This is a genomic window from Curtobacterium sp. DN_7.5 (genome assembly GCF_022655355.1).
Lineage (GTDB): Bacteria > Actinomycetota > Actinomycetes > Actinomycetales > Microbacteriaceae > Curtobacterium > Curtobacterium luteum.
Window position 1 is genome coordinate 1,970,036 of sequence record NZ_CP093378.1, and the last position, 25,579, is coordinate 1,995,614.

General features: G+C 71.3%; 25 protein-coding genes. 5 read left to right on the forward strand and 20 right to left on the reverse strand.

Going from position 1 to position 25,579, the window contains the following annotated elements; genetic code table 11:
* Positions 1–7: 7 nt before the first annotated feature.
* Together efp and MON03_RS09155 are read right to left on the reverse strand one after the other, a co-directional pair.
* Complete coding sequence (gene efp / locus MON03_RS09150; RefSeq protein ID WP_022902498.1) at positions 8–571, reverse strand: elongation factor P; 564 nt, start codon at positions 569–571, stop codon at positions 8–10.
* A 281-nt stretch (positions 572–852) separates the two neighbouring features.
* Complete coding sequence (locus MON03_RS09155; RefSeq protein ID WP_175329142.1) at positions 853–2,541, reverse strand: ABC1 kinase family protein; 1,689 nt, start codon at positions 2,539–2,541, stop codon at positions 853–855.
* A gap of 147 nt (positions 2,542–2,688) precedes the next feature.
* Between MON03_RS09155 and MON03_RS09160 the strand changes: the two genes are divergently transcribed.
* Both MON03_RS09160 and MON03_RS09165 read left to right on the forward strand, forming a co-directional pair.
* Positions 2,689–2,991: a hypothetical protein gene (locus MON03_RS09160; protein ID WP_242088135.1), complete on the forward strand. Its 303-nt coding sequence runs from the start codon at positions 2,689–2,691 to the stop codon at positions 2,989–2,991.
* Positions 2,991–3,170, forward strand: a complete 180-nt coding sequence (locus tag MON03_RS09165; protein WP_242088136.1) for a hypothetical protein — start codon at positions 2,991–2,993, stop codon at positions 3,168–3,170. Before MON03_RS09160 ends, MON03_RS09165 begins: the two co-directional genes overlap by 1 nt.
* Before the next feature lie 18 nt (positions 3,171–3,188).
* Here MON03_RS09165 and aroB read toward each other — a convergent pair whose 3' ends face one another.
* The 9 genes from aroB to MON03_RS09210 all read right to left on the reverse strand — a co-directional run bounded on the left by aroB (position 3,189) and on the right by MON03_RS09210 (position 13,686).
* Positions 3,189–4,286, reverse strand: coding sequence for a 3-dehydroquinate synthase (gene aroB / locus MON03_RS09170; RefSeq protein ID WP_175329140.1), 1,098 nt, complete (start codon positions 4,284–4,286; stop codon positions 3,189–3,191).
* The gene (locus MON03_RS09175) at positions 4,283–4,867 is read right to left on the reverse strand and encodes a shikimate kinase (protein WP_502798665.1); all 585 of its coding nucleotides are present in this window, start codon (positions 4,865–4,867) and stop codon (positions 4,283–4,285) included. The genes aroB and MON03_RS09175 overlap by 4 nt, the downstream gene beginning before the upstream one ends.
* A gap of 59 nt (positions 4,868–4,926) precedes the next feature.
* The gene (gene aroC / locus MON03_RS09180) at positions 4,927–6,147 is read right to left on the reverse strand and encodes a chorismate synthase (protein WP_242088137.1); all 1,221 of its coding nucleotides are present in this window, start codon (positions 6,145–6,147) and stop codon (positions 4,927–4,929) included.
* Positions 6,148–6,192: 45 nt separating this feature from the next.
* The gene (gene mltG, locus MON03_RS09185; protein ID WP_242088138.1) at positions 6,193–7,830 is read right to left on the reverse strand and encodes an endolytic transglycosylase MltG; all 1,638 of its coding nucleotides are present in this window, start codon (positions 7,828–7,830) and stop codon (positions 6,193–6,195) included.
* Positions 7,831–7,920: 90 nt separating this feature from the next.
* Entirely contained in the window at positions 7,921–8,370 is a 450-nt protein-coding gene (gene ruvX / locus MON03_RS09190) for a Holliday junction resolvase RuvX (protein ID WP_022904368.1), read from the reverse strand.
* A 2-nt stretch (positions 8,371–8,372) separates the two neighbouring features.
* Positions 8,373–11,030, reverse strand: a complete 2,658-nt coding sequence (gene alaS, locus MON03_RS09195) for an alanine--tRNA ligase (RefSeq protein WP_242088139.1) — start codon at positions 11,028–11,030, stop codon at positions 8,373–8,375.
* A gap of 92 nt (positions 11,031–11,122) precedes the next feature.
* Positions 11,123–11,305, reverse strand: coding sequence for a hypothetical protein (locus tag MON03_RS09200; RefSeq protein WP_175329137.1), 183 nt, complete (start codon positions 11,303–11,305; stop codon positions 11,123–11,125).
* Positions 11,306–11,432: 127 nt separating this feature from the next.
* Positions 11,433–12,062, reverse strand: coding sequence for a 30S ribosomal protein S4 (gene rpsD / locus MON03_RS09205; RefSeq protein ID WP_058726527.1), 630 nt, complete (start codon positions 12,060–12,062; stop codon positions 11,433–11,435).
* Positions 12,063–12,312: 250 nt separating this feature from the next.
* A complete protein-coding gene (locus MON03_RS09210; RefSeq protein WP_242088140.1) occupies positions 12,313–13,686 on the reverse strand; it encodes a replication-associated recombination protein A in 1,374 nt (457 codons plus the stop codon).
* A 143-nt stretch (positions 13,687–13,829) separates the two neighbouring features.
* Between MON03_RS09210 and MON03_RS09215 the strand changes: the two genes are divergently transcribed.
* Together MON03_RS09215 and MON03_RS09220 are read left to right on the forward strand one after the other, a co-directional pair.
* A complete protein-coding gene (locus tag MON03_RS09215) occupies positions 13,830–14,642 on the forward strand; it encodes a peptidylprolyl isomerase (protein WP_242088141.1) in 813 nt (270 codons plus the stop codon).
* 113 nt (positions 14,643–14,755) lie between these two features.
* Complete coding sequence (locus tag MON03_RS09220) at positions 14,756–15,988, forward strand: DUF349 domain-containing protein (RefSeq protein WP_022902284.1); 1,233 nt, start codon at positions 14,756–14,758, stop codon at positions 15,986–15,988.
* Positions 15,989–16,218: 230 nt separating this feature from the next.
* On the opposite strand, the gene MON03_RS09225 is transcribed toward MON03_RS09220, so the two are convergent.
* Genes MON03_RS09225 through MON03_RS09245 form a run of 5 tightly spaced genes read right to left on the reverse strand, consistent with a single transcriptional unit; the run spans position 16,219 to position 19,505 of the window.
* Positions 16,219–17,181 carry a bifunctional riboflavin kinase/FAD synthetase gene (locus MON03_RS09225; RefSeq protein ID WP_242088142.1) on the reverse strand — a complete coding sequence of 321 codons (963 nt, stop codon included), beginning with the start codon at positions 17,179–17,181 and terminating at the stop codon, positions 16,219–16,221.
* A gap of 8 nt (positions 17,182–17,189) precedes the next feature.
* On the reverse strand, positions 17,190–17,654 hold the full coding sequence (locus MON03_RS09230; protein WP_242088143.1) for a hypothetical protein: 465 nt from the start codon (positions 17,652–17,654) through the stop codon (positions 17,190–17,192).
* Between the two features lie 60 nt (positions 17,655–17,714).
* Positions 17,715–18,080 (reverse strand): hypothetical protein, encoded by a 366-nt coding sequence (locus MON03_RS09235; protein WP_022902281.1) that lies wholly within the window; start codon positions 18,078–18,080, stop codon positions 17,715–17,717.
* Between the two features lie 3 nt (positions 18,081–18,083).
* A complete protein-coding gene (gene truB, locus MON03_RS09240) occupies positions 18,084–19,019 on the reverse strand; it encodes a tRNA pseudouridine(55) synthase TruB (RefSeq protein WP_242088144.1) in 936 nt (311 codons plus the stop codon).
* A gap of 39 nt (positions 19,020–19,058) precedes the next feature.
* Positions 19,059–19,505, reverse strand: a complete 447-nt coding sequence (locus tag MON03_RS09245) for a hypothetical protein (protein WP_242088145.1) — start codon at positions 19,503–19,505, stop codon at positions 19,059–19,061.
* A gap of 71 nt (positions 19,506–19,576) precedes the next feature.
* On the opposite strand from MON03_RS09245, the gene MON03_RS09250 reads away from it, so the two are divergent.
* Complete coding sequence (locus tag MON03_RS09250) at positions 19,577–20,476, forward strand: iron-sulfur binding domain-containing protein (RefSeq protein WP_242088146.1); 900 nt, start codon at positions 19,577–19,579, stop codon at positions 20,474–20,476.
* Positions 20,477–20,479: 3 nt separating this feature from the next.
* On the opposite strand, the gene rbfA is transcribed toward MON03_RS09250, so the two are convergent.
* From rbfA to nusA, 4 genes are all read right to left on the reverse strand, one after another.
* The gene (rbfA, locus tag MON03_RS09255) at positions 20,480–20,917 is read right to left on the reverse strand and encodes a 30S ribosome-binding factor RbfA (protein ID WP_242088147.1); all 438 of its coding nucleotides are present in this window, start codon (positions 20,915–20,917) and stop codon (positions 20,480–20,482) included.
* Positions 20,918–21,007: 90 nt separating this feature from the next.
* Entirely contained in the window at positions 21,008–23,845 is a 2,838-nt protein-coding gene (gene infB, locus MON03_RS09260; protein WP_242088148.1) for a translation initiation factor IF-2, read from the reverse strand.
* 74 nt (positions 23,846–23,919) lie between these two features.
* Positions 23,920–24,234 carry a YlxR family protein gene (locus MON03_RS09265; protein WP_175329130.1) on the reverse strand — a complete coding sequence of 105 codons (315 nt, stop codon included), beginning with the start codon at positions 24,232–24,234 and terminating at the stop codon, positions 23,920–23,922.
* Between the two features lie 107 nt (positions 24,235–24,341).
* Positions 24,342–25,337: a transcription termination factor NusA gene (nusA, locus tag MON03_RS09270; protein ID WP_022902274.1), complete on the reverse strand. Its 996-nt coding sequence runs from the start codon at positions 25,335–25,337 to the stop codon at positions 24,342–24,344.
* Positions 25,338–25,579 lie beyond the last annotated feature (242 nt).

Here is a 25,579-nt window from a genome sequence, read left to right on the forward strand (position 1 = left end):
CGAGCGCCTAGTTGTTGACGCGGCCGAGGAAGCTGCCGTCGCGCGTGTCGATCTTCACGGTGGTGCCGTTCTCCAGGTACAGCGGGACCTGGATGCGGTGACCGGTCGCGATGATCGTCGCGTCCTTCGTGCCACCGGACGAACGGTCGCCCTGGAGCCCCGGCTCGGTCTCGACCTCGGTGACGATCGACGTCGGGAGCTCGATGTAGAGCGGGTTGCCCTCGTTCATCGCGATGGTGACCATCGCGGACTCGAGGAGGTAGTTCTTCGCGTCGCCGACGACGGTCTCCGAGACGGGGATCTGGTCGTAGGTGTCGGTGTCCATGAACACGTAGGACTCGCCGTCCTGGTACAGGTACTGGTAGTCGCGGCGGTCGACGGTCGCGGTGTCGATCTTGGCGCCCGCGTTGAACGTGCGGTCGACGACCTTGCCGGAGACGACGTTCTTGAGCTTGGTGCGGACGAACGCACCGCCCTTGCCCGGCTTGACGTGCTGGAACTCGACGACCGACCAGAGCTGGCCGTCGATGATGAGAACGGCGCCGTTCTTGATGTCAGTGGTGCTCGCCATGGGTCTTCCGTTCGATGGTGTTGTGAAGGTCTCGCGGACGCGGGGTCCGGCGCGGCGGTCGCTGGCCGGATCGGCGCGACGCCCCGTCGAGTGTAGCGGACGGGGTCGTGCCGCCCCGCGCGGCGCCGCGCGGCGGCGTCCGGTGCGGCGGCCTCGCACCGTGCGACCGCATCCGGGACGGTGCGAGGCTGCCCACAGCGTGCGACGTTGTTCCGCCGCACCGTGTGCACAACCTCGCACCGTGCACGGAGCACCTCGCACGGTGCCTGCGCCCCGTCCGCTCAGTCCCGCCGCCGCGCCCGCCACGCGTCGAGCGCAGCCCACCCGAGCAGCACCACGGCCGCCCCGCCGAGCAGCCCGCCGGCCGCCCCGGTCGAGAGCACCGCCGTCGGCCGCGCCGGCAGGGTCAGGTACACGATCGCCAGGATCCCCGCCCCGGAGCCGAGCAGCACGAGCAGGATCCGCCGGATCAGTCCCGTGACGAGCCGTCGGTCCTGCCGGTCGCCGAAGAGACGGATGTTGACCGACAGGCGACCGGTCTCGATGGCCTCGGTGATGCGGTCCACCCGCCGCGGGAGCTTCCGCGCCGCCGACACGACCCCGAACAGCTCGCGGACCGCGACGTCGCGCAGGGCCGACGGTCGCAACTGGTCACGGATCTGCTGCTTCGCGAGGTCGCGGGACTCCTCGAGCAGGTCGAACGACGGCGTCAGCGTGCGGAGCGTCCCCTCGAAGATCGCGAGGGCGCGGGCAGCCGCCACGAAGTCCGGCGGCGGCTTCAGCCGGTAGCGCCCGAACACCTCGACGGCGTCGTCGACGGTCTGCACCCCGATCCGCGCGCCCGGCCCGAGCTCATCTGCGACGAACCGCGCGATGTCGCGCCGGAAGTCGGCCTCGTCGCGCGGATCGCGCACCGGGGCCATCCGCAGGACGTTGTCGGCGATCCGGGCCGTGTCGTCCTGCAGGTAGCCGGCCAGCAGGTCCTGGACCGTGTCCCGGAGACCCGGGTCGAGCCTCCCGACCGAACCGAAGTCGATCAACGCGGGCCGACCGTCGGGCAGGAGCACGACGTTCCCCGGGTGGAGGTCCGCGTGGTACAGCCCGTCGAAGACCACCTGCCGGAGGAATGCCCGCAGGATCGCGCGCATCGGCGCGTCCAGGTCGCGGTCGGTGCGCTGCGCACGCAGCGCACTGAGCGTCTCGCCCTCGAGGAACTCCATGACGAGCACCCGTCGTCCCGACAGTTCGGGGTACGGGACGGGCAAGTAGACCTCGTCGGGGCGGGCGCTCCGCGCCTGCGCGGCCCGGAGCGCGGCGAGGTTCCTTGCCTCGGAGGAGAAGTCCACCTGCCGGACCAGGTCCGCCGCGTACTGCGCGGCCACGTCCACCACGCCGACCTGCCGGGCCTCGGTGCTCGTGCGCGCCAGGAACCGCACGACCCGCAGCGCGATGTCCACGTCGCGGCGCACGGCGGCGTCGATGCCGGGCCGCTGGACCTTGACCGCGACCTCGGTGCCGTCGTGCAGCCGGGCCCGGTGCACCTGCGCGATCGACGCCGCGGCCACCGGTTCGGGGTCGAACGCGGCGAAGACCTCGTCGACCGGAGCGTGCAGGTCGGTCGCGAGCAGCTCGGCGACCTCGGCGGCGGGAGCCGGTGCCACGTTGCGCTGCAGGTGGGCGAGGCCCTCGGTCCACTCCTCCGGCAGCAGGTCGTCCCGCGTCGAGAGCAGTTGGCCCATCTTGACGAAGCCGCCGCCCGCCTCCTCGAGGGCGCGTCGCAGGTGCTCGGCCTGGTCGCGTCGGAGGTCGCTCGTCGCGGGGTCGTGTGAGAAGTCGAGGCGGCGGAACGGCACGAGGTGGTGGCGTCGGGCGATGCGCAGGAGTTCGGCGAAGCGGCGGCCGCGGGTTCGCAGGCTGCCGACGTCCGCGTCCTGCTGGCCGAGGTCGCTCAGGCGGGGCGGGGTGGGCACCCAGCCAGTGTGCTCCCGTGGCCTGGGTCCGCCGCGTGTGCGTCGGGTACGCAGGTTCCTCCTGCACCGGCCTGGAGGCACGGGGCGTTCTGCACAGGTCGGGCTGCGGTCACCCCGGGGTCGGTTCGCGGACGTCAGGATGCGGGGATGGAGACAGCACTCATCAGCGCGGTGATCGCCGCAGCTGCGGCGATCTGCGCCGCCGTGGTCAGTTGGTTCGGGGCATTCCAGTCGCAGCGGTCAGCGGATCGGGAGCACGCGTGGCGGCGCTTCGTCTGGTCGATCGGTGACCAGCGCAGCAAGGCGGAGTACGACATCTCGATCGCTGTGCTCCGCGAACTCGAGCACGTAGCGTGGTGGTCCAAGTCAGACCGGGGGCTCGCCACGCGCGCGCTGCGCCGGGTGACTCCCCCGGACGAACGGTACGACGACAGAGAGGAGCATCGCTGATGCCCATCTTGAAGCCGCTGCCCGACGCCATGGACCCGGACCGTGACGATGACGAGTACTGGGCGTACGAGAACGGCGCCACGGTCCCGAAGTACCTGGAATGGCGTCGCACCGGCGTGCTCACCGTGTCGATGCGCGTCAAGTGGTGGTGGCGGCGGACTCGGCGCGTCCTGCGCTGAACCCGAGCCACGGACCTGCTAGACGCCGACCTCCTGGTACGCCGTGAAGAGCAGGTGGTCCTCCGGACCCTCGAGCGTCGTCGGCTTGCCCACCCCGTCGAGGATGATGAACCGCAGCATGCCGGCGCGCGCCTTCTTGTCACGGCGCATCGTCGCGAGGAGCCCCTCCCACCGGCCGATGCCGTAGGTGGTCGGCAGCTCGAGCGACTCGAGGATCGCGCGGTGCCGGTCGACCGTGGCGTCGTCGAGGTGCCCGGTGAGCCGCGCGAGCTCCGCGGCGAACACCATGCCGACGGCGACCGCGGCACCGTGGCGCCACTGGTAGCGCTCAGCGTGCTCGATCGCGTGCCCCAGCGTGTGCCCGTAGTTGAGGATCTCGCGGCGGCCCTGCTCGGTGAAGTCGTCCGACACCACCTGCGCCTTGAGCTCGATCGCGAGCTCGACCACGCGCCGGAACTCGGGTGTCGTCGGGTCGGTCACCCGATCGACGTCCGCCTCGATGACGTCGAGGATCTCCGGCACGGCGATGAAGCCGGCCTTCACGATCTCCGCGAACCCGGTCAGGATCTCGTTGCGCGGCAGGGAGCGGACCAGGTCGAGGTCCGCGACGACCGCACGGGGGGCGGAGAAGGAACCGACGAGGTTCTTGCCCTCGTTCGTGTTGATCCCGGTCTTGCCACCGACGCTCGCGTCGACCATGCCGAGCACGCTCGTCGGGATCGCCACGTACGGGACCCCACGGAGCCAGGTCGCGGCGACGAAGCCGGCGAGGTCCGTGACGGCTCCCCCGCCGAGCCCGATGACGGCGTCGGTGCGGGTGAAGTCCGACTGGCCCATGATCTGCCAGCAGAACGCGGCGACCTCGACCCGCTTCGCCGCCTCGGCGTCCGGCACCTCGGCGATCAGGGCGTCCAGGCCGGCCGCGACGAGGAGCGCACGCAGGTCGTTCGCGCGTGCGCCGAGCGTCGGCGCGTGCACGATGAGCACCTTCGCGACGCGGGGTCCGAGGAGGGCGGGCACGGAGCCGAGCAGGCCCGAGCCGACCGCGACGACGTACCCGTCGTCCCCGCCGACGCGGATCTCGGTGGTGCCAGCGGGCAGGGCGGGTTCGGTCACGGTGTCCCTCCGGTGTGCTCGGGCGCGTCGATCGTGCCCGGTTCGCCGTCGCGTACCCACGCGACGACCTCGTCCACCACGCGGGACATCGGCCGCCGCGAGGTGTCCACGACGATGTGGGCGAGCTCGGCGTACGTCGCCGCACGCTCGTCCAGGATGGTCTGCCAGGCGTCGATGCCGCCGTCCGCGAGCAGGGGCCGGTCACTCCCGGCGATCCGCTCGGCCACGGCCTCCGGCGACACCGTCAGGAGCACGATCCGTGCACCGACGAGCGACTCGCGGGTCGCGGCGTGCGTCACGGCTCCCCCGCCGACAGCGACGACCCCGCCGGTGGTGACCGCGTCACGGACGGCGTCGGCCTCGAGCTCCCGGAACGCCGGCTCGCCACGCGTGGCGAAGATCGCCGGGATCGGGCCGTGCTCGCGCACGATCACCCGGTCGGTGTCGGTGAAGGGCACGCCGAGCGCCTTCGCGACCCGCTTGCCCACGCTCGACTTGCCGGCGCCCATCGGCCCGATGACAACGACGGGCGCGGTGAGGCGGCCGGTGCGTGGACTGCCGCCGCCGCGCGGACCGCCCACACGCGGATCGCCCGAGTGCGAGCCGTCCCCGCGCGGACCGCCGGCCCGCGGACCCGCCGTCACAGGACGGGCGCGGAGTCCGCGGACTCGGTGCGACGGGAGCGGAGCGTCTCCGGGATCGACGCCAGGTAGGCGTCGAGGTTCCGCTTCGTCTCCGCGACGTTGTCGCCGCCGAACTTCTCGAGCACGGCGTCAGCGAGCACGAGCGCCACCATGGCCTCGGCGACGACGCCGGCGGCCGGCACCGCGCAGACGTCGGAACGCTGGTGGTGTGCGGACGCGTCCTCACCGGTGGTCACGTCGATCGTGTGCAGCGCGTGCGGGACGGTCGCGATCGGCTTCATACCGGCGCGGACGCGGAGCACCGTACCGGTGGACATACCGCCCTCGGTGCCGCCCGCTCGGTCGGTCGTGCGGACGATCTCGCCGTCCTCGCGGTACAGCTCGTCGTGCGCCTCCGAGCCCCGGCGTCCCGCGGTCGCGAAGCCGTCCCCGACCTCGACGCCCTTGATCGCCTGGATGCCCATGATCGCGGCCGCGAGACGCGCATCGAGACGGCGGTCCCACTGCACGTGCGACCCGAGCCCCGGGGGCACCCCGTAGAACAGCACCTCGACGACCCCGCCGAGGGTGTCGCCGTCCTTCTTCGCGGACTCGACCTCGGTGACCATCCGCGCCGACGTCTCGGCGTCGAAGCACCGGAGCTGGTCGTCGTCGAGCCGGTCGACGTCCTCGGGCAGCGGCAGCGCGGTGCCGTCGGGGACGCGGACCGTGCCGACCTGCAGCGTGTGCGCGACCGACCGGATGCCGAGCACGGCGAGGAAGGACTTCGCGACCGCGCCGAGTGCGACACGGGCAGCGGTCTCGCGGGCGGACGCGCGCTCGAGGATCGGCCGGGCCTCGTCGAACCCGTACTTCTGCATCCCGACGAGGTCGGCGTGACCGGGACGCGGACGGGTCAGCGGGGCCGAGCGGCCGCGCGACATGTCGGTCTGCTCGACGGGCTCGGGGCTCATCACCTCGACCCACTTGGGCCACTCGGTGTTGCCGATGCGGATCGCGATCGGGCTGCCCATCGAGTACCCGTGCCGGACACCGCCGGACACGTGGAGCTCGTCCTGCTCGAACTTCATGCGGGAGCCCCGGCCGTACCCGAGCTTGCGGCGCGCGAGGTCGGTACGGATGGACTCGAACGACACCGGGACACCCGCGGGCAGGCCCTCGAGCATCGCGATCAGTTCGGGTCCGTGGGACTCACCAGCAGTCAACCAACGAAGCATGGCCCAATCCTCCCACAGCACGGTGCCGCGAGACGTCGCAGCGGGTCACTGGTAGTCGGGATGCGCCCGGAGCCACGCCTGGAACTTCGCGACCGCGACCTGGTGCTCGGCGAACGTGTCCGAGAACACGGTCTCGCCCGTCTCCAGGTTCACGGTGACGAAGAAGAGCCACTTGCCCTTCGCCATGTTGGTCACGGCCTTGATCGCGACGTCGCCCGGGTTCGAGATCGGTGCCGGCGGCAGACCCTTGTGGACGTAGGTGTTGTACTTGTTCGACGCGTCGTTCCGCTCGGCGTCGGTGGTGGTCACCCGGTGCGTGTTGCCGGTCCCGTAGGCGACGGTCGCGTCGGACTGCAGGGCCATGCCGTCGTCGAGCCGGTTCTGGAAGACGCGCGCGACCTTCGGGTAGTCGGCGGCGAGACCGGCCTCCTTCTGCACGAGGGACGCGAAGATGATGACGCGCTCCTGGTCTTCCTCGGCCACTCCGGCGGACGCCAGGTGCTCCTTCATCGTGTCGACCATCGACTGGAAGTACTGCTTCGCGGTCCACCCCGGGTTGATCGGGTACGTCGCCGGGAAGAGCCAGCCCTCGAGGGTCGTCGCGTTCGCCGGGAGCCCGTACGCGGACACGTCCTTCGCCGCAGCGGTGACCTCGGCCTTCGTCAGGCCCGCCTTCGAGACCATCCCGGCCTCGATGTCCGCGAGGGCCGTCCCCTCCGGGATCACGATCGACGCCTTGACGGCGTTGGCGGGGTCCTGCAGTGCCGTGAGGGCCGCCTTCGAGCTCATCTCCTTCTTGAGGGTGTACGAGCCGGGCTGGAACTGGACGTCGGGTGACTGCAGCAGGAGCTTGTAGAAGACCTTCGAGCTCTTCACGACGTCGCTGCGCTGCAGCGTCTTCGCGACGTCCTCGCCGATGTCGCCCTGCCGGATCGTGATGGTGACCTTGCCGGTCCCGTCGCCGCTGTAGTCGTCGGACTCCTGGGCGCCGGTGATCGCTGCGACGACCTGCTGCACCTTCGGTGCGATGAACTGGTAGCCGGCGACGCCGCCTGCGAGCACGATCGCGACGATGACGAGGCCGGCGATGAGCGGGCCGCGTCGGCGCGGCGGCCGCGGGTCACGACCCCGACGGGAGGCACGGCCTCCCCCGCCTCGTCCCTCGCCACCGCGTGCTGCCGCGGCTCGCGATGCGTCCTCGGCCGGGACCACGTGCTCGCCGGTGAGGAGCGCGGTCACCTCCGGGTGCAGCTCGTCGGCGCTCGTCGCGACCGGGGCGTCCGCGGGGGACACCGGTCGGCTGCGGTCGCGACGGGTGACCGGTTCGTCACGGTCGACATCGAAGCCGCCCGGGTCGGCCGGCGCACGGTCGGCCTGCGCCCGATCGACTCCTGCCCGCGCGGCCTGCGCACGGTCGTGTTCCGCCGTCGCGGCGTCTGCCCGCGTGGCGTCGGCTTGCGTCGCGTCGGCCCGCCTGGCGTCGGCCTGCGCGGCGCCCGCCTGCGTGGCGTCGGCTTGCGTGGCGTCTGCCTGCGCGGCGTCTGCCCGTGCGGCCTCACGCGCTCGCGCCTCGCGCCGCGACAGCGGCCGGTCGGCTCCCGGCCCGGCGTCGTCGCCGGCCCGTCGCCGTCCGCCGTCACCGGCGGGCGAGATGATCGCGTTCCAGTCCAGGTCGTCTGCCAACGGATCCTCTGGTCTCTCGTTCGGGGACTCCACCTGGGGCACCGCAACGGCAGCGGTCCGTCGGAGCCCGCAGTTCGCTGGGCTCGTCCGTCAGGGGAGCTCGGCCCCTGGTGGGGCTCCGGACGCACGCTCGTGGTCGAGCGCGTGTTGCAGAATGATAACAGCGGCCGCTTGATCGATCACGGCGCGGGACTTCTTCGTGTTCCGCCCGGCCTGGTGCAGGCCGCGCTGCGCCGTCACCGTCGACAGCCGCTCGTCGACGAGCCGCACCGGCCGGTGTCCGGCGATCCGGGCGGCGAACGCGCGGGCGTCCTCGGTCGAGGGGGTGTCGCCCCCCGACATCGACAGCGGCAGCCCGACGACGACCTCGAGCACGTCGTACTCGTCCGCGATGGCGAGGATCCGCCCGAGGTCGGCGTCGTCGTCGCGGCGGACCGTCTCGACCGGCGTCGCGAGCAGACCGTCCCGGTCGCACACCGCGACGCCGATCCGGGCGCGGCCGACGTCGATGCCGAGCCGACGCCCGGAGCGGATCGCCACGCTCAAGCCGCCAGGCGGGCGGTCACGGCCCGGAGTGCCGCGGGCAGCGCCGCTGCGTCCGTACCACCACCCTGCGCGAGGTCCGGCTTGCCACCGCCACCGCCGCCGAGGACGCCGGCGGCCTCCTTGGCGAGCGGTCCGGCCTGCACGCCGGCGGCACGCGCTGCGTCGTTCGTCGCGACGATCACCACCGGCTTCTCGTTCACGACCGCGCCGAGCACGACGACCGCGGCACCGTCACCGAGCTGGGCACGGACGCCCGTGGCCAACGAACGGAGGTCGTCGCCGGACTGCACGTTCTCGACCGTCTCGGCGACGACGGTGGTCGCGCCGACGGTGGACGCCTGCCGTGCGATCGCCGGGACGCGCTGCTGCAGGTTCGCGGACTCGAACTCCGCGATCCGCTTCTGCGCGGTCCTCAGGTCGTCCATGAGCGACTGGATCCGGGTCGGCAGGTCCTCGCGCGGGGCCTTGAGCGCGCTCGACAGCTGCGACACGATGGTGCGCTCGACCGCGAGGTCGCGGAACCCCTCGAGGCCGACGAGTGCCTCGACACGACGGTTCGTCGAACCGACGCTCGACTCCCCCACCAGGTTCACCAGGCCGACCTGTGCGCTCGACGCGACGTGCGTGCCACCGCACAGCTCGCGCGACCACGGCCCGCCGATGTCGACCATGCGGACCTCGGCGCCGTACTTCTCGCCGAACAGCGCCTGCGCCCCGAGCTCCTTGGCCTCGGCGAGCGGGAGCACGCGGGTGGAGACCTCGAGGTCCGAGCGGATGGCGTTGTTCACGACCTCCTCGATCTCGGAGCGGGTGTCGAGCGACACCGGCTGCGACCAGGAGAAGTCGAGGCGCATGTACCCGGACTTGTTGTACGAACCGGCCTGCAGCGCCTCCGGACCGAGGATGTCCCGCAGCGCGGCGTTGACCAGGTGGGTGGCCGAGTGGGCCTGCGTCGCGCCCCGGCGGTACTCGGCGTCGACCACGGTCGTGGCGGCGTCGCCGACCCCGACCTCGCCCGAGCGGACCTGCACCGTGTGGCTCCACAGGCCGGCGACCGGACGCTGGACGTCGAGGACCTCCAGATCGAAGCCGTTCCCGATGATCGAACCCTGGTCGGCGTCCTGACCGCCGGACTCCGCGTAGAGCGAAGTCTCGCCGAGGATGACCTCCGCGATGTCGCCCGCGACCGCCCGGTCCACGCTGATGCCGTCGACGATGATGCCGAGGACGCTCGTCTCCGCCTCGAGCGCGTCGTACCCGAGGAACGTCGTCTCGCCCTTGGCCCGGAACGCGCTGTAGACGCTGAGGTCCGCGAGCGCGGTCTTCTTGCTCTTCGCGTCCGCCTTCGCGCGGGCACGCTGCTCCGACATCAGGGTGTCGAACGCGCCGCGGTCGACCTGGACGCCGGCCTCCTCGGCCATCTCGAGCGTGAGGTCGATCGGGAACCCGAAGGTGTCGTGCAGCAGGAACGCGGTGTCGCCGCCGATCGCGGGCTTGCCGTCCGCCTTGGCGCGCTCGACCGCGACGTCGAGGATCGTCGTGCCCTGCGCGAGGGTCCGGAGGAAGGTCTCCTCCTCCGCGTAGGCGATGCGCGCGATGCGGTCGTAGCCCTCGGCGACCTCGGGGTAGGCGTCCTTCATGGCGTCGCGGGACGCCGGGAAGAGTTCGGGGAACGTCGCACCCTCGACGCCGAGGAGCCGCATCGCACGCACCGTGCGGCGCAGCAGCCGACGGAGGATGTAGCCGCGGCCCTCGTTCGACGGGCTGACCCCGTCGGCGATGAGCATGAGCGCCGACCGGACGTGGTCCGCGATGACGCGCATCCGGACGTCGTCCTCGTGGACGGCACCGTAGCGGCGACCGGAGACCTCCGCCGCCTTGTCGAGGACCGGTCGCACCTGGTCGATCTCGTACATGTTGTCGACGCCCTGCTTGATGAACGCGACGCGCTCGAGCCCCATGCCGGTGTCGATGTTCTTGTTCGGCAGCTCGCCGGTGATCTCGAAGTCGTACTTCGACCGCACGTCGGCGATCTGGTACTGCATGAAGACGAGGTTCCAGATCTCGACGTAGCGGTCGTCGTCGGTGGCCGGGCCGCCGTCGATGCCGTACGCCGGACCACGGTCGAAGAAGATCTCCGAGCACGGGCCCGCCGGGCCGGGCTGCCCCGTCGACCAGTAGTTGGTGTCCTTGCCGAGTCGCTGGATCCGGTCGTCCGGCAGCGAGGAGTGCTGCTTCCAGAACGCGATCGCCTCGTCGTCGTCCTCGTAGACGGTGACCCACAGGTCATCGGGCGAGAATCCGAGGCCACCGTCCGACTCCGGCGTCGTCAGGAGTTCCCAGGCGTACTGGATCGCCTGCTCCTTGAAGTAGTCGCCGAACGAGAAGTTCCCGTTCATCTGGAAGAACGTGCCGTGGCGCGGGGTCTTGCCGACCTCTTCGATGTCGTTCGTTCGGATGCACTTCTGCACGCTCGTGGCCCGCGGGTACGGCGACGGGACGAGCCCGGTGAGGTACGGGATGAACGGCACCATGCCGGCCACCGTGAACAGGAGCGACGGGTCGTCCGAGACGAGCGACGCGGAGGGGACGACGGTGTGCCCGCGGTCGCCGAAGAACTGGAGCCAACGGCGGCGGATCTCTGCGGTCTGCATGGTGCTTCCTGGTTTCAGGTCGAGTGCGTGGGAGGGCGTGCGCGGTGCTCGGGCGCCGCTGGTGCCGGGCGACGGGCGCCAGGCGCCGGGCGTCAGGCGTCGGTGCGGAGTTCGGCGTCGCGGGACTTGTACCCGTCGGCCACGGCGTCCGCGAAGGCCTTCGTCCGTGCGTTCACGTCCGCGAAGAAGCGCGCACCGCCGCGGGTGTTCGCGACCTGGTGCGCCACGGCGAACCCGATGACGATGCCGACGGCGACGAAGAACAGCTGCTTCACGGTGCCTCTCCCTCTCGCGTGCGTGGTGTGCACGCCCGACAAGCTTAGTGGCGGTGCTGAGCGGGAACACGGAACGGCGGGCCGCCCTCGCAAGAGGACGACCCGCCGTTCGTGAGCGATCAGGAGATCAGCGCGCTGCGTAGTACTCGACGACGAGCTGGACTTCACAGGTCACGGGGACCTCGGCACGCTTCGGGCGACGCACGAGGCGGGCCTGGAGCTTGTCGATCTCGACCTCGAGGTAGCCCGGGACCTTCGGCAGGACTTCCTGGTGCCCACCGGCGGCGGCGACCTGGAACGGCTCGAGGGACTCGGAGCGCTGCTTCACGTGGATGAGCTGTCCCTCCTTCACGCGGAAGGACGGACGGTCGACGAGCTTGCCGTCGACGAGGATGTGGCGGTGCACGATCAGCTGACGGGCCTGCGCGGTGGTGCGGGCGAAGCCGGCACGGAGCACAAGGGCGTCGAGGCGCTGCTCGAGGAGCTCGACCAGGTTCTCACCGGTCAGGCCCTTCGTCTTGCGGGCCTCTTCGAAGACGATGCGGAGCTGCTTCTCGCGGATGCCGTACTGGGCGCGCAGACGCTGCTTCTCACGGAGACGGACGGCGTAGTCGCTGTCCGCACGACGGCGGGTGCGGCCGTGCTCACCGGGGCCGTAGGGGCGCTTCTCGAGGTACCGGGCCGCCTTCGGCGTCAGCGGGATGCCGAGCGCGCGCGAGAGGCGGGTCTTGCTACGGGTGCGTGACTTGGTAGACACAGGGTCCTTTTCTCTGTCTGAACTGAATACTCGAGGGGCACCGCCCTCCGTGCGCACGAGACACACGGGAAGGACCGGTCCCGACGACGGGATCCAGAGGGATGAGCCTGTGGGATCGGACGGCTACAGTCCGAACCTCTGCCCCCGTGCCACCGGAGTGGCACTCTGTCCTCGACGCAGCCGTGCTCGAGGACCAGGACGTAGGCAGATCAACGATAGCAGCAAGTCGGGCGCCGGACCACCGCCGCGCCTACTCGCCGCGGGTGATCTTCCGGAGACGTTCGAGCCGGGGACCGACCTCGCGCTCGAAGCCGTTCGTGGTCGGGGTGTAGTACTCGGTGCCCTCGAGCGCGTCCGGGAGGTACTGCTGCTTCGCCACCCCGTGCTCGGCGTCGTGCGAGTAGACGTACCCCTTGCCGTGCCCGAGGCGCTTCGCCCCCGGGTAGTGCGCGTCACGGAGGTGGGTCGGCACCACGCCCATCCGCCCCGCCTTGACGTCCGCCATCGCCTGGTTCACCCCGTTGTAGGCGGCGTTCGACTTCGGCGCGGTCGCGAGGTACACCACCGCCTCGGCCAACGGGATGCGCCCTTCGGGCATGCCGATCAACTGCACCGCCTGCGCAGCAGCCACGGCGATCGGCAGCGCCTGCGGGTCGGCCATGCCGATGTCCTCGGACGCGGAGATGATGATCCGACGGGCGATGAAGCGCGGGTCCTCGCCCGCCTCGATCATGCGAGCCAAGTAGTGCAGCGCAGCGTCGACATCGCTCCCCCGCACCGACTTGATGAACGCACTGATGACGTCGTAGTGCTCGTCGCCCTGCCGGTCGTAGCGGAGCAGTGCGCGGTCCACCGCGGCCGCGACGGTGTCGGCGTCGACGACGGGCACCGTGTCGTCGTCGTCGTCCTGGGCGGCGGCGGCCGACGCGGCCGCGGCCTCGAGCGCGGTGAGCGCGCGACGGGCGTCACCGGACGCGAGGCGCACGATCGCGGCCCGGGCTTCGTCACCGAGGACCACGGCGCCACCGAGCCCGCGCGGGTCCTCCACCGCACGGTCGACGAGCATGCCCAGGTCGGCGTCGGTCAGGGGCTTGAGCGTCAGGAGCAGGGAGCGGGACAGCAGCGGCGCGATGACGGAGAACGACGGGTTCTCGGTCGTCGCCGCGATGAGGATCACCCACCCGTTCTCGACGCCCGGGAGGAGGGCGTCCTGCTGGGCCTTGCTGAACCGGTGGATCTCGTCGAGGAAGAGCACGGTGGTCGACCCGTACAGGTCGCGGTGCGCGAGCGCCTTCTCCATCACCTCGCGCACGTCCTTGACGCCGGCGGTGACCGCCGAGAGCTCCACGAACTCGCGCCCCGACTGCCGCGCGATCGCCTGCGCGAGGGTGGTCTTGCCCGTCCCGGGCGGTCCCCAGAGGATCACCGAGACGCCGCCCGGGTTCTCGCGCGTGCCCGTCGCGAGCTGCACGAGCGGCGACCCGCGACCGAGGAGGTGCTGCTGACCGGCGACCTCCTCCAGCGAGGTCGGACGCATCCGCACCGCGAGCGGCACGGACCCCTGGGCGAGCCCTGCGCGCCCACCCGTGGTGGGCGCGTTGATGCCCGAACGGTCCGTCGCCATGCCCCCAGCCTAGGCGTCACCACCGACAGCACCCACCGCCGGACGGGAGGCGCGGTGCGGGCCCGCCCCGCGCCTCCAGGCCGGTGCATGGGCCCGTCCGCTACGCTCGTCGCACACTCGAGACGAGAGGTCCGACCAGCACCGTGGCACCGAAGAACCAGGCGCGTGACAACCGCGAGGCGCGCGAGCGCCTCCGTCTCTACCAGGCCCGCCAGGGACTGCACGAACGGCAACGTCGTCGCCGGGTGCGGGACAACGTCGTCGGCACGGTCGTCCTCGTCGCGGTCGCCGCGCTGGCCACCGGTTCGCAGCTCGCCTTCGCCGGCTCGCAGGGCTCGGGGACGGCGGACGCGAGCGCAACGGCCACCGCGACGTCGACCCCGACGCCGAGCGCGACCGCCGGGAACACCGGGGACGTGCCGAGCAAGTCCATCGCGAAGGACTCGACGTGGACGGGCACGCTCACGCTGAACAAGGACGTCCGGCTCGGCATCGAGCTCGACGGGCAGAAGGCCCCGCAGGCCACCAGCGTCGAGATCAAGCTCATCGAGGAGCAGTTCTACAACGGCACGACCTGCCACCGCCTCGCCGACAGCACGGGCCTGCAGTTCCTCCAGTGCGGTTCGGCGAACGGGGACGGCACCGGGGACGCCGGGTTCGAGTACGGCCCGCTCGAGAACGTGCCGAGCGACGGTGAGTACGCGAAGGGCACGATCGCGATCGCCCGCAGTTCCTCGCCGTACTCGCAGTCGACCCAGTTCTTCATCGTCACCGGCGACACGACACTCGACTCCTCGACGGGCGGGTACACGGTCGTCGGGAAGGTCACGAGCGGCCTGTCCGACCTCGTGTCGAAGATCACCTCGAAGGGCATCGCGAAGGCCGGCAGCGACGGCACCGGCGAGCCGAAGGTCGCGACGAAGATCACCGGCGCGACCATCGAGCGGGAGCAGTAGTCCACAACCCGTCGACCCCGGCCGTCCCGGCAGCGTCTTCGTGCAATAGGCTGACGACCTGACCGTGCCGACGGGGACGTCGGCGATGCACGACCACGATCGAGGCGAGACCTGTGGGATCTGACGAAGCAACGACCTGGGGGCGGGTCGACGAGAACGGGACGGTGTACGTCCGGTACGAGGACGGCGAGCGAGCCGTCGGCGAGTACCCGGACGCCACGGCGGACGAGGCCCTCGCCTACTTCGCACGGAAGTACGCCGACCTCGAGGGCCAGGTGAAGATCGCCGAGCAGCGCGTGCAGCGCGGCGCCTCGGCGAACGACGTCTCCCGGACCGTCGCGCACCTCCGCGAGCAGCTGGCGGACGCCCGGGTCGTGGGTGACATCAAGTCGCTCGAGGACCGCGTCGCCGCGCTCTCCGACCAGGTCGGCTCGCTCACCAAGGAGCAGGCCGAGCAGGCCCAGCAGGCGCTGACGGACGCCCTCGCGCACCGGACGGCACTGGTGGAGGAGGCCGAGGCACTCGCCGCGGTGGACCCGGCGCGTGCGCAGTGGAAGCAGATCACCGCACAGCTCGACGACGTCTTCGCCCGCTGGCAGCAGCACCAGCACGACGGTCCGCGGATCCCGAAGAACGAGGCCAACGAGCTGTGGAAGCGCTTCCGTGCCGCTCGTTCGACGGTCGACCAGCACCGCCGTGCCTTCTACTCCGAGCTCGACGCGCAGCACCGTGACGCCCGCAGCCGGAAGCAGGACCTCGTCGCCCAGGCCGAGGCGCTCGCACCGCGCGGCTCCGACGCGATCCCGACCTACCGGCAGCTGCTCGACGACTGGAAGCGCGCCGGTCGCGCGGGCAAGCGCCATGACGACGCCCTGTGGGCACGGTTCAAGGCGGCCGGAGACGTCCTGTTCGAGCAGCGCCACGCCGAGGCGGCCGTCGAGAACGAGGAATTCGCTGCCAACCTCGACGCGAAGCAGGCGCTCCTGACCGAGGCCGAGCCGCTCCTGCAGGAGACCGACCGGGTCGCCGCTCGCCGGACCCTCACGGGCATCCAGCGTCGGTGGGACGAGATCGGCAAGGTGCCCCGCGGCGACGTCCGGCGCATCGAGGACCGTCTGCGTCAGATCGAGGACCACGTCCGGAGCCTCGAGGACCAGCACTGGAAGGCGTCCGACCCGGAGCGCAAGGCCCGTCAGACCGGTCTCGCGAGCCAGCTCGAGGACGCGATCGGCAAGCTCGAGGCGGAGCTCGCCGCGGCCAAGGAGTCGGGCGACGCCCGGAAGATCAAGGACGCGCAAGAGGCCCTCGACGCCCGCAAGATCTGGCTCGACGCGCTCGGCGGCTGAGTCCTGGCACCGCAGGACGCCCCGCGACCGACGTCGGTCGCGGGGCGTCCTGCGTTCTGCGCCGGGCGCGGGGCGCGCGGCGTACGCGGCGGCGAGACTCGGGCTGCGCGACAGTTCTCGCGTTCGGAGCCGCGAGACGTGTCGCCACGGCCGAGTCTCGCGGGCGCCCGGCCGAGACTCGCGCCCGCACGGCCGAGTCTCGCGCCCGCGGGAGACGGCATCTGCCGACGTCAGACCGGCGCGGGCAGCCCGAGCAGGAGTCGGATGTCGAGGTCGTCCTGCTGCATCTGCGCGGCGAGCTCGTCCATCGACGAGAACTTCACCATGCCGCGGACGTACGAGACGAACAGCACCGCGATCGTCTCGCCGTAGAGGTCGATGTCGACGTCGAGCAGGTGCGCCTCGATCTGCTTCTCCGGGACGCCGTCGAACGTCGGGTTGTTGCCCACCGACACCGCGGCCGGGTACAGCGTGCCGTCGTGCAGCACCCGGGCCGCGTAGACGCCGTCGGCCGGGACGAAGCCCTCGCAGTGCGGGTCGAGGTTGGCGGTGGGGTAGCCCATCGCGCGTCCCCGCTGGTTGCCGTGCACGACGACGCTCCGGACGGCATGCTCACGTCCGAGCAGCCGGGCGGCCTCGGCGACCCGGCCGTCGCCGAGCAGCTCGCGGATCCACGTCGAGGACACCCGACGCTCGCCGGCGGGGCGGACGTCGTCCACCAGGTCGACGTCGTCGATGAGCTCGACGGTGAAGCCGAGACGCTCCCCCAGGCTGCGCAGCAGGGTGACGTCCCCGGCGCCGCGGTGCCCGAACCGGAAGTCGCTGCCGACGAAGACGTAGCGCGCGTGCAGCGTGTCGACGAGGATCTCGGAGACGAAGTCCTCGGGTTCCTTCGACTGGAGGTCGTGGTCGAAGCGGAGCAGCACGGTCGCGTCGACGCCGACGTCCTCGAGGAGTTCGCGCCGCTGGGCGATGCTCGTCAGCGCCGGGGGCGTCTTCACCGGGTCGATGACGCTCAGGGGATGCCGGTCGAACGTGACGACGGTCGACACGAGGCCCTGCTGCCGGGCCGACTGTTCGAGGTGCGCGATCACCGCGCGGTGCCCGACGTGCACGCCGTCGAACTTCCCGATGGTCACGGCGCTCGGTCCGAAGCCCTGAGCCACGTCGGCGAGGTCGTCGTAGTACTGCACGGCCGTCCCTACTCGCCCACGGGGGCGGTCGGTGTCGCGTCCGAACGGTGGTCGGCCGAGGTCGTCGCCTGCGCGGCCGTCCGGTGGTGCTTGCGGAGCCACCAGAGGCCCGCGATCGGCAGGACGAGCGGCGCGAAGAGGTAGCCGAGCCCGTAGTAGGACCAGACGGTGTCGTCGGGGAACAGCTGGTGGTCGAGGAGCGAGAGCGTCCCGACGACGAGCACCCCGGCCATCTCGAACCCGATGGTGACGCAGGCGACGCGGTACCAGACCCGGCCGGGAGCGATCAGCGCGATCATCGCGACGATGTACACGACCGCGGCGACGGCACTGAGCGTGTAGGCGAAGGGCGCGAAGGAGAACTTCTCGATGATCTGCACGACGCTTCGACCCGTCGCGGCAAGCGCGAGGATGCCGTAGACGGCGATGAGGACTCGGCCGACGCCGGTCGCGAGTGAGGATCTGGTCGCCATTGCACCGATTCTACCGACCAGCACCGACCCGGATGACGCCGCCGGTCGCGCCGCACCGGATCAGACCAGGGCGAACCAGATCTGGTACATCCGGTAGACCATCACGGCGACGGTGAACGCGCCGGCGCCCAGCACGACGGTGCTCCATCGCGTCCGGTCGATGAGCGCCCAGACGACGGCCGCCGGCGGCACGAGCAGCACGGAGACCGCGTACACGCCGAACTCGAGCGCGTTGCCCTTCGGCGGACTGCCGACTGCAGGCAGCACGAGCGAGATGACCCCCTGCGCGATGAGCAGCAGCTCGACGAGCACGAGGGAGCCGACGGTGTAGTCGTTCGGCTTCCACCCGATGAGTCCGACCACCACGGCGAACAGCCCCGCGACCACGGCGAGCACGAGCTGGACCCACATGAACCACTCGATCACGGCTCAGGCTCCCGTCGGCGTGGGGAAGTTGGTGATGACGCGGAGCTGTCCGCGGCGGACCGAGACGAGACCGACGAGCCGGTCCGATCCGGCGGCGATGGCCGCGACAGGGCCGTCGTGGTCCGGGTGCTCCGCCCGCACGCGCTTGCCGTCGGCGAGGTCCTTCGCGGACAACGGGTCGAGGGCGACGGTCGGGAACAGGGTGCGCGCGACGTCCGCGGGACGGAGCAGCGCCGCCCGCACGTCGACCGAGTCGTCCTCGATGTCGACGGCGTCGTCCACGTGGAAGGGCCCGACGTCGATGCGCCGGAGGGCGGTCAGGTGCGCCCCGGTGCCGAGGGCTGCGCCGACGTCACGGGCCAGCGCCCGGACGTACGTGCCCGAGGAACACGCCACGACGACGTCGAGGTCGACGACCGGCACGTCGACGCCGTCGACGGTGACCGTGTGCTCCTGGCGACCGGTCACGTCGAAGCGCGACACGGTGACCGTGCGGGACTTCAGCACGACCTCCTCGCCCTTGCGCGCGAGGTCGTAGGCGCGCCGGCCGTCGACCTTGATGGCGCTCACGGTCGAGGGCACCTGGTCGATGGTGCCGCGCTGCGCCGCCACGGCAGCCTCGACGGCCACGTCCGACACGTCGGCGCCGGCGACCCCGGGTGCGGCGACCGGATCGCCGTCCGCGTCGTCCGAGTCCGTGGACACCCCGAGGCGGACGGTGGCGGTGTAGGTCTTCCCGAGGCCGACGAGGTGGGTCAGCAGCCGGGTGGACGGTCCGGCGCCGAGCAAGAGCAGCCCGGTCGCCATCGGGTCGAGGGTGCCCGCGTGGCCGATCTTCTTCATCCCGAGCCGGCGGCGTGCGATCGACACGACCCGGTGACTGGAGATCCCCTGCGGCTTGTCGACGAGGAGGATCCCGTCCGGCGGCGATTCGAGCACCCGGAGAGGCTACCAGCGCTCCTCATCCCCCGGCTGCGCTCAGCAGGCGTCGTTCCACTCGCGACGGGGGTGCTCGGGGTCGGTGACGTCGAGCACGGCCGACGCGGCGATCTTCACGTCGGCGCGCCGCTCGAGTCGGCCCTGCTCACGCTCCACCCAGAGCGACCAGCGCCACAGGCCACGCACGCCCTGGTCGAGGAGCCCGTGTCCGTGGACGACCAGCACACCCGGTCCCTCACCCGTGGAACGGAACGGGGCGACGACCCCGGACCGCAGCTCGTCCGCCGACGCCGAGGGCGCCGCGGCGGCCATCGCCTGCACGCCGTGCTGCTCGAACCCGGCGACGAGCGCGGCCGCGACCCGCTCGAGGTCGATGCCCGGCTGTCCGTCGACGCCGATGACGGTCCGGTTCGTGCCGACCTGCGCGATCGCCTCCGCCGCGATCGCGGCCATGGTGTCGGTCTCTTCGGGTGCCCAGCGTGTCATGCACCCCACCGTAGGCTGTCCTGGTGAACGCGCGTCGAGCCTCCAGGCCGCCTGTGGAGAACGCGCCACGTGTGGACGGCACCGCCGAGGCGGACGCCCCCGACATCGCCACCCCGCTCGTCGCGTGGTTCCGCGCGGAGGCGCGCGACCTCCCGTGGCGCCGTCCCGGCTTCCCCGCGTGGGGCACGCTCGTGAGCGAGATCATGCTGCAGCAGACGCAGGTCGCGCGCGTGGTCCCCCGCCTGGAGGCGTGGCTCACCCGGTGGCCGACCCCTCGCGACCTCGCCCAGTCGCCTCCGTCCGACGCGGTCCGCGCCTGGGACCGGCTCGGCTACCCGAGACGGGCGCTCGCGCTGCACGCCGCGGCGACCGTGATCGCGGAGCAGCACGACAACGTCGTGCCCCGCGACGTCGACGCGCTGCTCGCGTTACCGGGGATCGGCGACTACACCGCGCGGGCGGTGGCCGTGTTCGCCTACGGCGACCGGCACCCCGTCGTCGACGTCAACGTCCGTCGCGTCCTCGCTCGCGCCCTGCTCGGGCAGGGCGAGCCCGGCCCCGCGAACGCGAAGCGAGACCTGCCGCTGATGGAGTCCGTGCTGCCCGAGGACCGCGACGACGCCGCGGCCACGAACGCCGCCGTGATGGAGCTCGGGGCACTCGTGTGCGTCGCCCGCTCCCCCGCGTGCGACGCGTGCCCGATCGCCGACCGGTGCGCCTGGCGCGCCGCCGGGTACCCGGAGCACGACGGGCCGCGGGCCCCGAAGCAGGCGAAGTTCGCCGGGAGCGACCGGCAGGTGCGCGGGCTCCTCATGGCCGAACTCCGCGCGAGCGACGTGCCCGTCACGCGCTCCGAGATCGACCTCGTCTGGCCGGACGACGCACAACGGGAGCGTGCACTCGCCTCGCTCCTCCGCGACGGACTGGCCGTCGGCGACGATGCGGGTGGGTACACGCTCCCGATCGGGTGAGGACTACGCCTCCTCGTCCTCGTCGTCGTCGTGCTTGTACGGGTCGGCGTCGCCGGCGTACTGCGCGCCCGCCGAGGCGGCACGCACCTGGGCGTCGCGGACCTGGGCCTGCGCGAGCAGGTCCTCCATGTGCGCCGAGGTCTCCGGCAGCGCGTCCGCGATGAACTCGAGCGACGGGGTGAGCCGTGCGGTGATGTTCTTGCCGACCTCGCTCCGGAGCATCCCGGTGGCGGCCTTGAGCGCGGCGGCCGAGTCGGCGCGCTCCTCGTCGGACCCGTAGACGGTGTAGAAGACCGAGGCGTGCTGCAGGTCCCCGGTCACGCGCACGTCGGTGATCGTCACGAAGCCGAGGCGCGGATCGCGGAGTCCCTTGTCGAGCCGACGTGCGACGACCTCCTTGATGCGGTCCGCCATCTTGCGGGCGCGCTGCGGGTCAGCCATGAGTGCCTCCTGGGGCAGGTGTCTTCTGGTGGAACGGGTGGACCCCGCCGCTCCCCTGGGGGAACGGCGGGGTCCAGAATAGCCAGGCGACTAGTCGCGCGGCTTCTCGACGAGCTCGGTCGTCTCGATCTCGTCACCGATCTGGATGTCGTTGTACTTGCCCAGACCGATACCGGCCTCGAAGTCCGTGCGGACCTCGGTGACGTCGTCCTTGAAGCGACGCAGGGACTCGATCGCCAGACCGTCGGCGATGACGACACCCTCGCGGATGACGCGCGCCTTGGCGTTGCGGGTGATCGTGCCGGAGCGGACGATGACACCGGCGATGTTGCCGAACTTGGAGGAACGGAACACCTCGCGGATCTCCGCGACGCCCGACTGGACCTCTTCGTACTCGGGCTTGAGCATGCCCTTGAGGGACTGCTCGATGTCCTCGAGTGCGTTGTAGATGACCGAGTAGAAGCGCACGTCGATGCCTTCGCGCGCCGCACGCTCGCGTGCCTTGACGTCCGGGCGGACGTTGAAGCCGACGACGATCGCGTTGTCGATCGTCGCGAGGTCGATGTCCGACTCCGTGATCGCACCCACACCGCGGTGCAGGATGCGCAGCTGGACGCTGTCGTCCACCTCGATGTCGAGGAGCGACTGCTCGAGTGCCTCGACGGCACCGGAGACGTCACCCTTGATGATGAGGTTGAGCGAGTCGACCTTGCCCTCTTCGAGTGCGCGGGTGAAGTCCTCGAGCGAGATGCGCTTGCGGGCCTTGGCCAGCTGGGCGTTGCGCTCGGCGGCCTCACGCTTCTCGGCGATCTGACGGGCCGTGCGGTCCTCCTCGGTGACGAGGAACGTGTCACCGGCGCGCGGCACCGACGACAGACCCTGCACCTGGACCGGACGCGACGGGGTCGCAGCCTGGACGGCGACACCGTTCTCGTCCGTCATCGCACGGACGCGGCCGTAGGCCGTGCCGGCGACGATGGCATCCCCGACGTGCAGCGTGCCGGACTGGATGAGCACGGTCGCCACCGAACCACGACCCTTGTCGAGTCGGGCTTCGATCGCCACACCGCGGGCGTCCTTGTCGGGATTCGCACGCAGGTCGAGACCGGCGTCGGCCGTGAGCAGCACCGCGTCCAGGAGGTCCTGGATGCCGATGTTCTGGCGGGCCGACACGTCGACGAACATGACGTCGCCGCCGTACTCCTCGGCCACCAGGTTGTACTCGGTGAGCTGCTGGCGGACCTTGGCCGGGTTCGCGCCTTCCTTGTCGATCTTGTTCACCGCGACCACGATCGGCACACCGGCCGACTGGGCGTGGTTCAGCGCCTCGATCGTCTGGGGCATGATGCCGTCGTCCGCCGCGACCACCAGGATCGCGATGTCCGTCACCTGCGCACCACGGGCACGCATGGCGGTGAACGCCTCGTGACCCGGGGTGTCGATGAACGTGATCGGACGCTCGACGCCCTCGTGCTCGGTGACGATCTGGTAGGCACCGATGTGCTGGGTGATGCCACCGGCCTCGCCCTCGACGACCTTCGAGTTGCGGATCGCGTCGAGGAGGCGGGTCTTGCCGTGGTCGACGTGACCCATGACGGTGACCACCGGGGGCCGCTGCTGCAGCACCGAGTCGTCCTCGTCCTCGAGTTCGCCTTCGAGGTCGATGTCGAAGCCCTCGAGGAGCTCCTTGTCCTCGTCCTCGGGCGACACGATCTGGATCTTGTAGCCGAGCTCCTCGCCGAGGACCTCGAACGTGGCCTCGTCCAGGGACTCCGTGGCGGTCGCCATCTCACCGAGGTGGAACAGCACCGTCACGAGGTTGCCGGGGCTCGCGTCGATCTTGTCCGCGAAGTCCGAGATGCTCGCACCACGGCGAAGTCGGATGACCGTGTTGCCGTCGCCGCGCGGGACCTGCACGCCGCCGAGCGACGGCGCCTGCCGCATCTCGTACTCGGCGCGCTTCGTCCGCTTCGACTTGCGGGCACGGCTCTTGCCGCCACCGCGACCGAACGCACCGGCGGTCCCACCACCGGGGCCACGACCACGGCCGCCACCACCGGCGGGACGCGGGCCGCTGAACGCCGGGCGCGGGAACCCGCCACCGGCACCACCGGCACCACCCGGACGACCACCGGGGCCGCCACGACCGCCGGCACCCTGGCCCGGGCGCTGCCCGAAGCCGTTGGGACGACCGGACTGACCGGGACCACCCGGACGCGGCGCACCGGGACGAGGGACACCCGGACGCGGCGGAGCCGGACGCGGGATGCCGTTGCCGCCACCCTGACCGGCCGCGGGGCGCTGCCCCATGCCCTGGTTCTGGGAGTACGGGTTGTTGCCGGGGCGCGGCGGGCGGGAGCCCATGCCCTGGCTCGATGCGTAGGGGTTGTTCCCCGGACGGGCGCCCGGCTTCGGACCACCCGGCTTCGGACCGGCGGCCGCGGGCTTCGGCGACCCCGGCTTGACGGCGTCACCGCCCTTGTCGGTCGACGTGTCGTCCGCCGCTGCCTTCTCGGCCGCGGCGGCCTTCCGTGCGGCCTCGGCCTCGGCCTGCCGCTGCGCGACCGACTTCGGGGCGGCCGGCGTCGGGACGTCGGACGGTGCCTGGGCGGCGGGAGCGGACTGCTCGGGCGCGGGGATCGGCGCCGCGGGACGTGCCGGACCCGGCTTGGCACCGCCCGGCTTCGGGCCGGCGGTACCGGGCTTGGGTGCCGTGGCGCGTGCCGCAGGAGCGGCGCCGCCGGCGGCCTTGTCCGACGACGATGCGCCGGCCGCCTGCAGCGCAGCACGGAGCTTGCGCGCGACGGGGGGTTCCACACTGGAGCTCGGGCCCTTGACGAACTCGCCGAGCTCCTTGAGCTTCTCCATTGCGGTCTTGCTGTCGACACCGAGTTCGGATGCGATCTCGTGTACGCGTGGTTTTGCCACTGTTCTCCTTCACGGGTCCTGCCCCGTGAAGGGGCAGGACTCACTGGATGACGGGTCTCATTTCGAGCCGCTCATCAGTTGTCCATAAGCCGTTCAGCCTGTTCTGTCGTGTCCGGGCGCTCGGATGTCCGCTCGGCCGTGCGGCCTTGCAGGTACTCGAGCACCGAGGACGTGTCGGGTTCACGATCCAGCCGAAGCGCCCGGCGGAACGCCCGTCGCTTGACGGCCAGCTCGTAGGCGTCGACGGTCGGGGTGAGCCACGCTCCCCGGCCCGGCATGACTGCCTTCGGATCCGCCACGACTCGCCCGTCGCTCAGGGCGACGACACGGAGGAGGGAGGATCGGGGCGCGCGACGACGACTGCCGATGCACGTTCTGACGGGTTCCACCTTACTCCTTGCCTCGGACGGACGCGATCCGGCACGCCCGGTCCGGCCACGCCGGCAGCGAAACGCCGCCGACGCGGGCCGCGGGGGCGCAGCTGCGCGGGTCGTGCTTACTCGTCCCCGTCGAGGATCGAGTCCGGCTGGATGTCGATCCGCGCGCCCGTGAGCTTCGCGGCGAGACGGGCGTTCTGCCCCTCCTTGCCGATCGCGAGCGACAGCTGGTAGTCCGGCACGAGCGCCCGCACGGCCTTCGTCGAGGCGTCGAGCACGAACGCGCTCGTCACCTTCGCCGGCGACAGCGCGCTGGCCACGAACGTCGCGAGGTCCGGGGACCAGTCGACGATGTCGATCTTCTCCGCACCGAGCTCGGTCGTCACGGCACGCACGCGCGCGCCGAGCTCGCCGATGCAGGCGCCCTTCGCGTTGACACCGGACTCGTTCGCCTTGACGGCGAGCTTCGTGCGGTGGCCGGCCTCGCGGGCGAGGGACGTGATCTCGACGACGCCGGACGCGATCTCCGGGACCTCGAGCGCGAACAGCTTCCGCACCAGACCCGGGTGCGTGCGCGACACGGTGATCTGCGGCCCCTTCGGACCCCGACCGACGCTCGTCACGTACACGCGGATGCGCGAGCCGTGCTTGTACTCCTCGCCGGGGACCTGCTCCTCCGGCGGCAGGATCGCCTCGACGGTGCCGAGGTCGACGTGCACCATGCGCGGGTTCGGCCCCTGCTGGATGACACCGGCGACGATATCGCCCTCCTTGCCGCGGAACTGGCCGAGGATCTTGTCGTCACCGATGTCGCGGAGGCGCTGGTTGATGACCTGCTTCGCCGCGAACGCCGCGATGCGGCCGAAGTCGCTCGGCTGGTCGACCGACTCGCCGACGACGGTGCCCTCCTCGTCGCGCTCGGGCACGTAGACGGAGACCTCACCGCTCTTGCGGTCGAGCTCCACGCGCGCCTGGGCGTCCACGGGCTCGTCGTTCTCGGCGCGGTGCTTCTGGTAGGCCGTCAGGATCGCCTGCTCGATGATCTGGACGAGTTCTTCGAACGGGATCTCCCGCTCGCGCTCCATGAGTCGCAGGACTGCGAGATCGATCTTCACCGAGGTGCCTCCGTATTCAGCTGAGTCGCCTCCGCAGTGGAACGTCGCGGAAGTCGGCGACCAGCGTACCCCACTGCGGCTCGCGAGCCCGGCCGTGCGATGGTTCGTCAGTCGGATCGACGGCCGGGAGGCGTGGTCCAGGTGGTCACGACTCCCCGCTCACGTCCGCGGGGCGGTCAACAACGGTCACATCGGCGACGCCAGACCGACCCATCATGACCACTTGGCGCCGTGCATGCGGC

Bases quoted from the DNA above. Each gene is read 5' to 3' on its own strand.
- efp (WP_022902498.1), bottom strand. From the start codon at position 571: ATGGCGAGCACCACTGACATCAAGAACGGCGCCGTTCTCATCATCGAC.
- MON03_RS09160 (WP_242088135.1), top strand. From the start codon at position 2,689: ATGGAGACAGCACTCATCAGCGCGGTGATCGCCGCAGCTGCGGCGATC.
- MON03_RS09165 (WP_242088136.1), top strand. From the start codon at position 2,991: ATGCCCATCTTGAAGCCGCTGCCCGACGCCATGGACCCGGACCGTGAC.
- aroC (WP_242088137.1), bottom strand. From the start codon at position 6,147: ATGCTTCGTTGGTTGACTGCTGGTGAGTCCCACGGACCCGAACTGATC.
- alaS (WP_242088139.1), bottom strand. From the start codon at position 11,030: ATGCAGACCGCAGAGATCCGCCGCCGTTGGCTCCAGTTCTTCGGCGAC.
- MON03_RS09210 (WP_242088140.1), bottom strand. From the start codon at position 13,686: ATGGCGACGGACCGTTCGGGCATCAACGCGCCCACCACGGGTGGGCGC.
- MON03_RS09230 (WP_242088143.1), bottom strand. From the start codon at position 17,654: ATGGCGACCAGATCCTCACTCGCGACCGGCGTCGGCCGAGTCCTCATC.
- MON03_RS09245 (WP_242088145.1), bottom strand. From the start codon at position 19,505: ATGACACGCTGGGCACCCGAAGAGACCGACACCATGGCCGCGATCGCG.
- rbfA (WP_242088147.1), bottom strand. From the start codon at position 20,917: ATGGCTGACCCGCAGCGCGCCCGCAAGATGGCGGACCGCATCAAGGAG.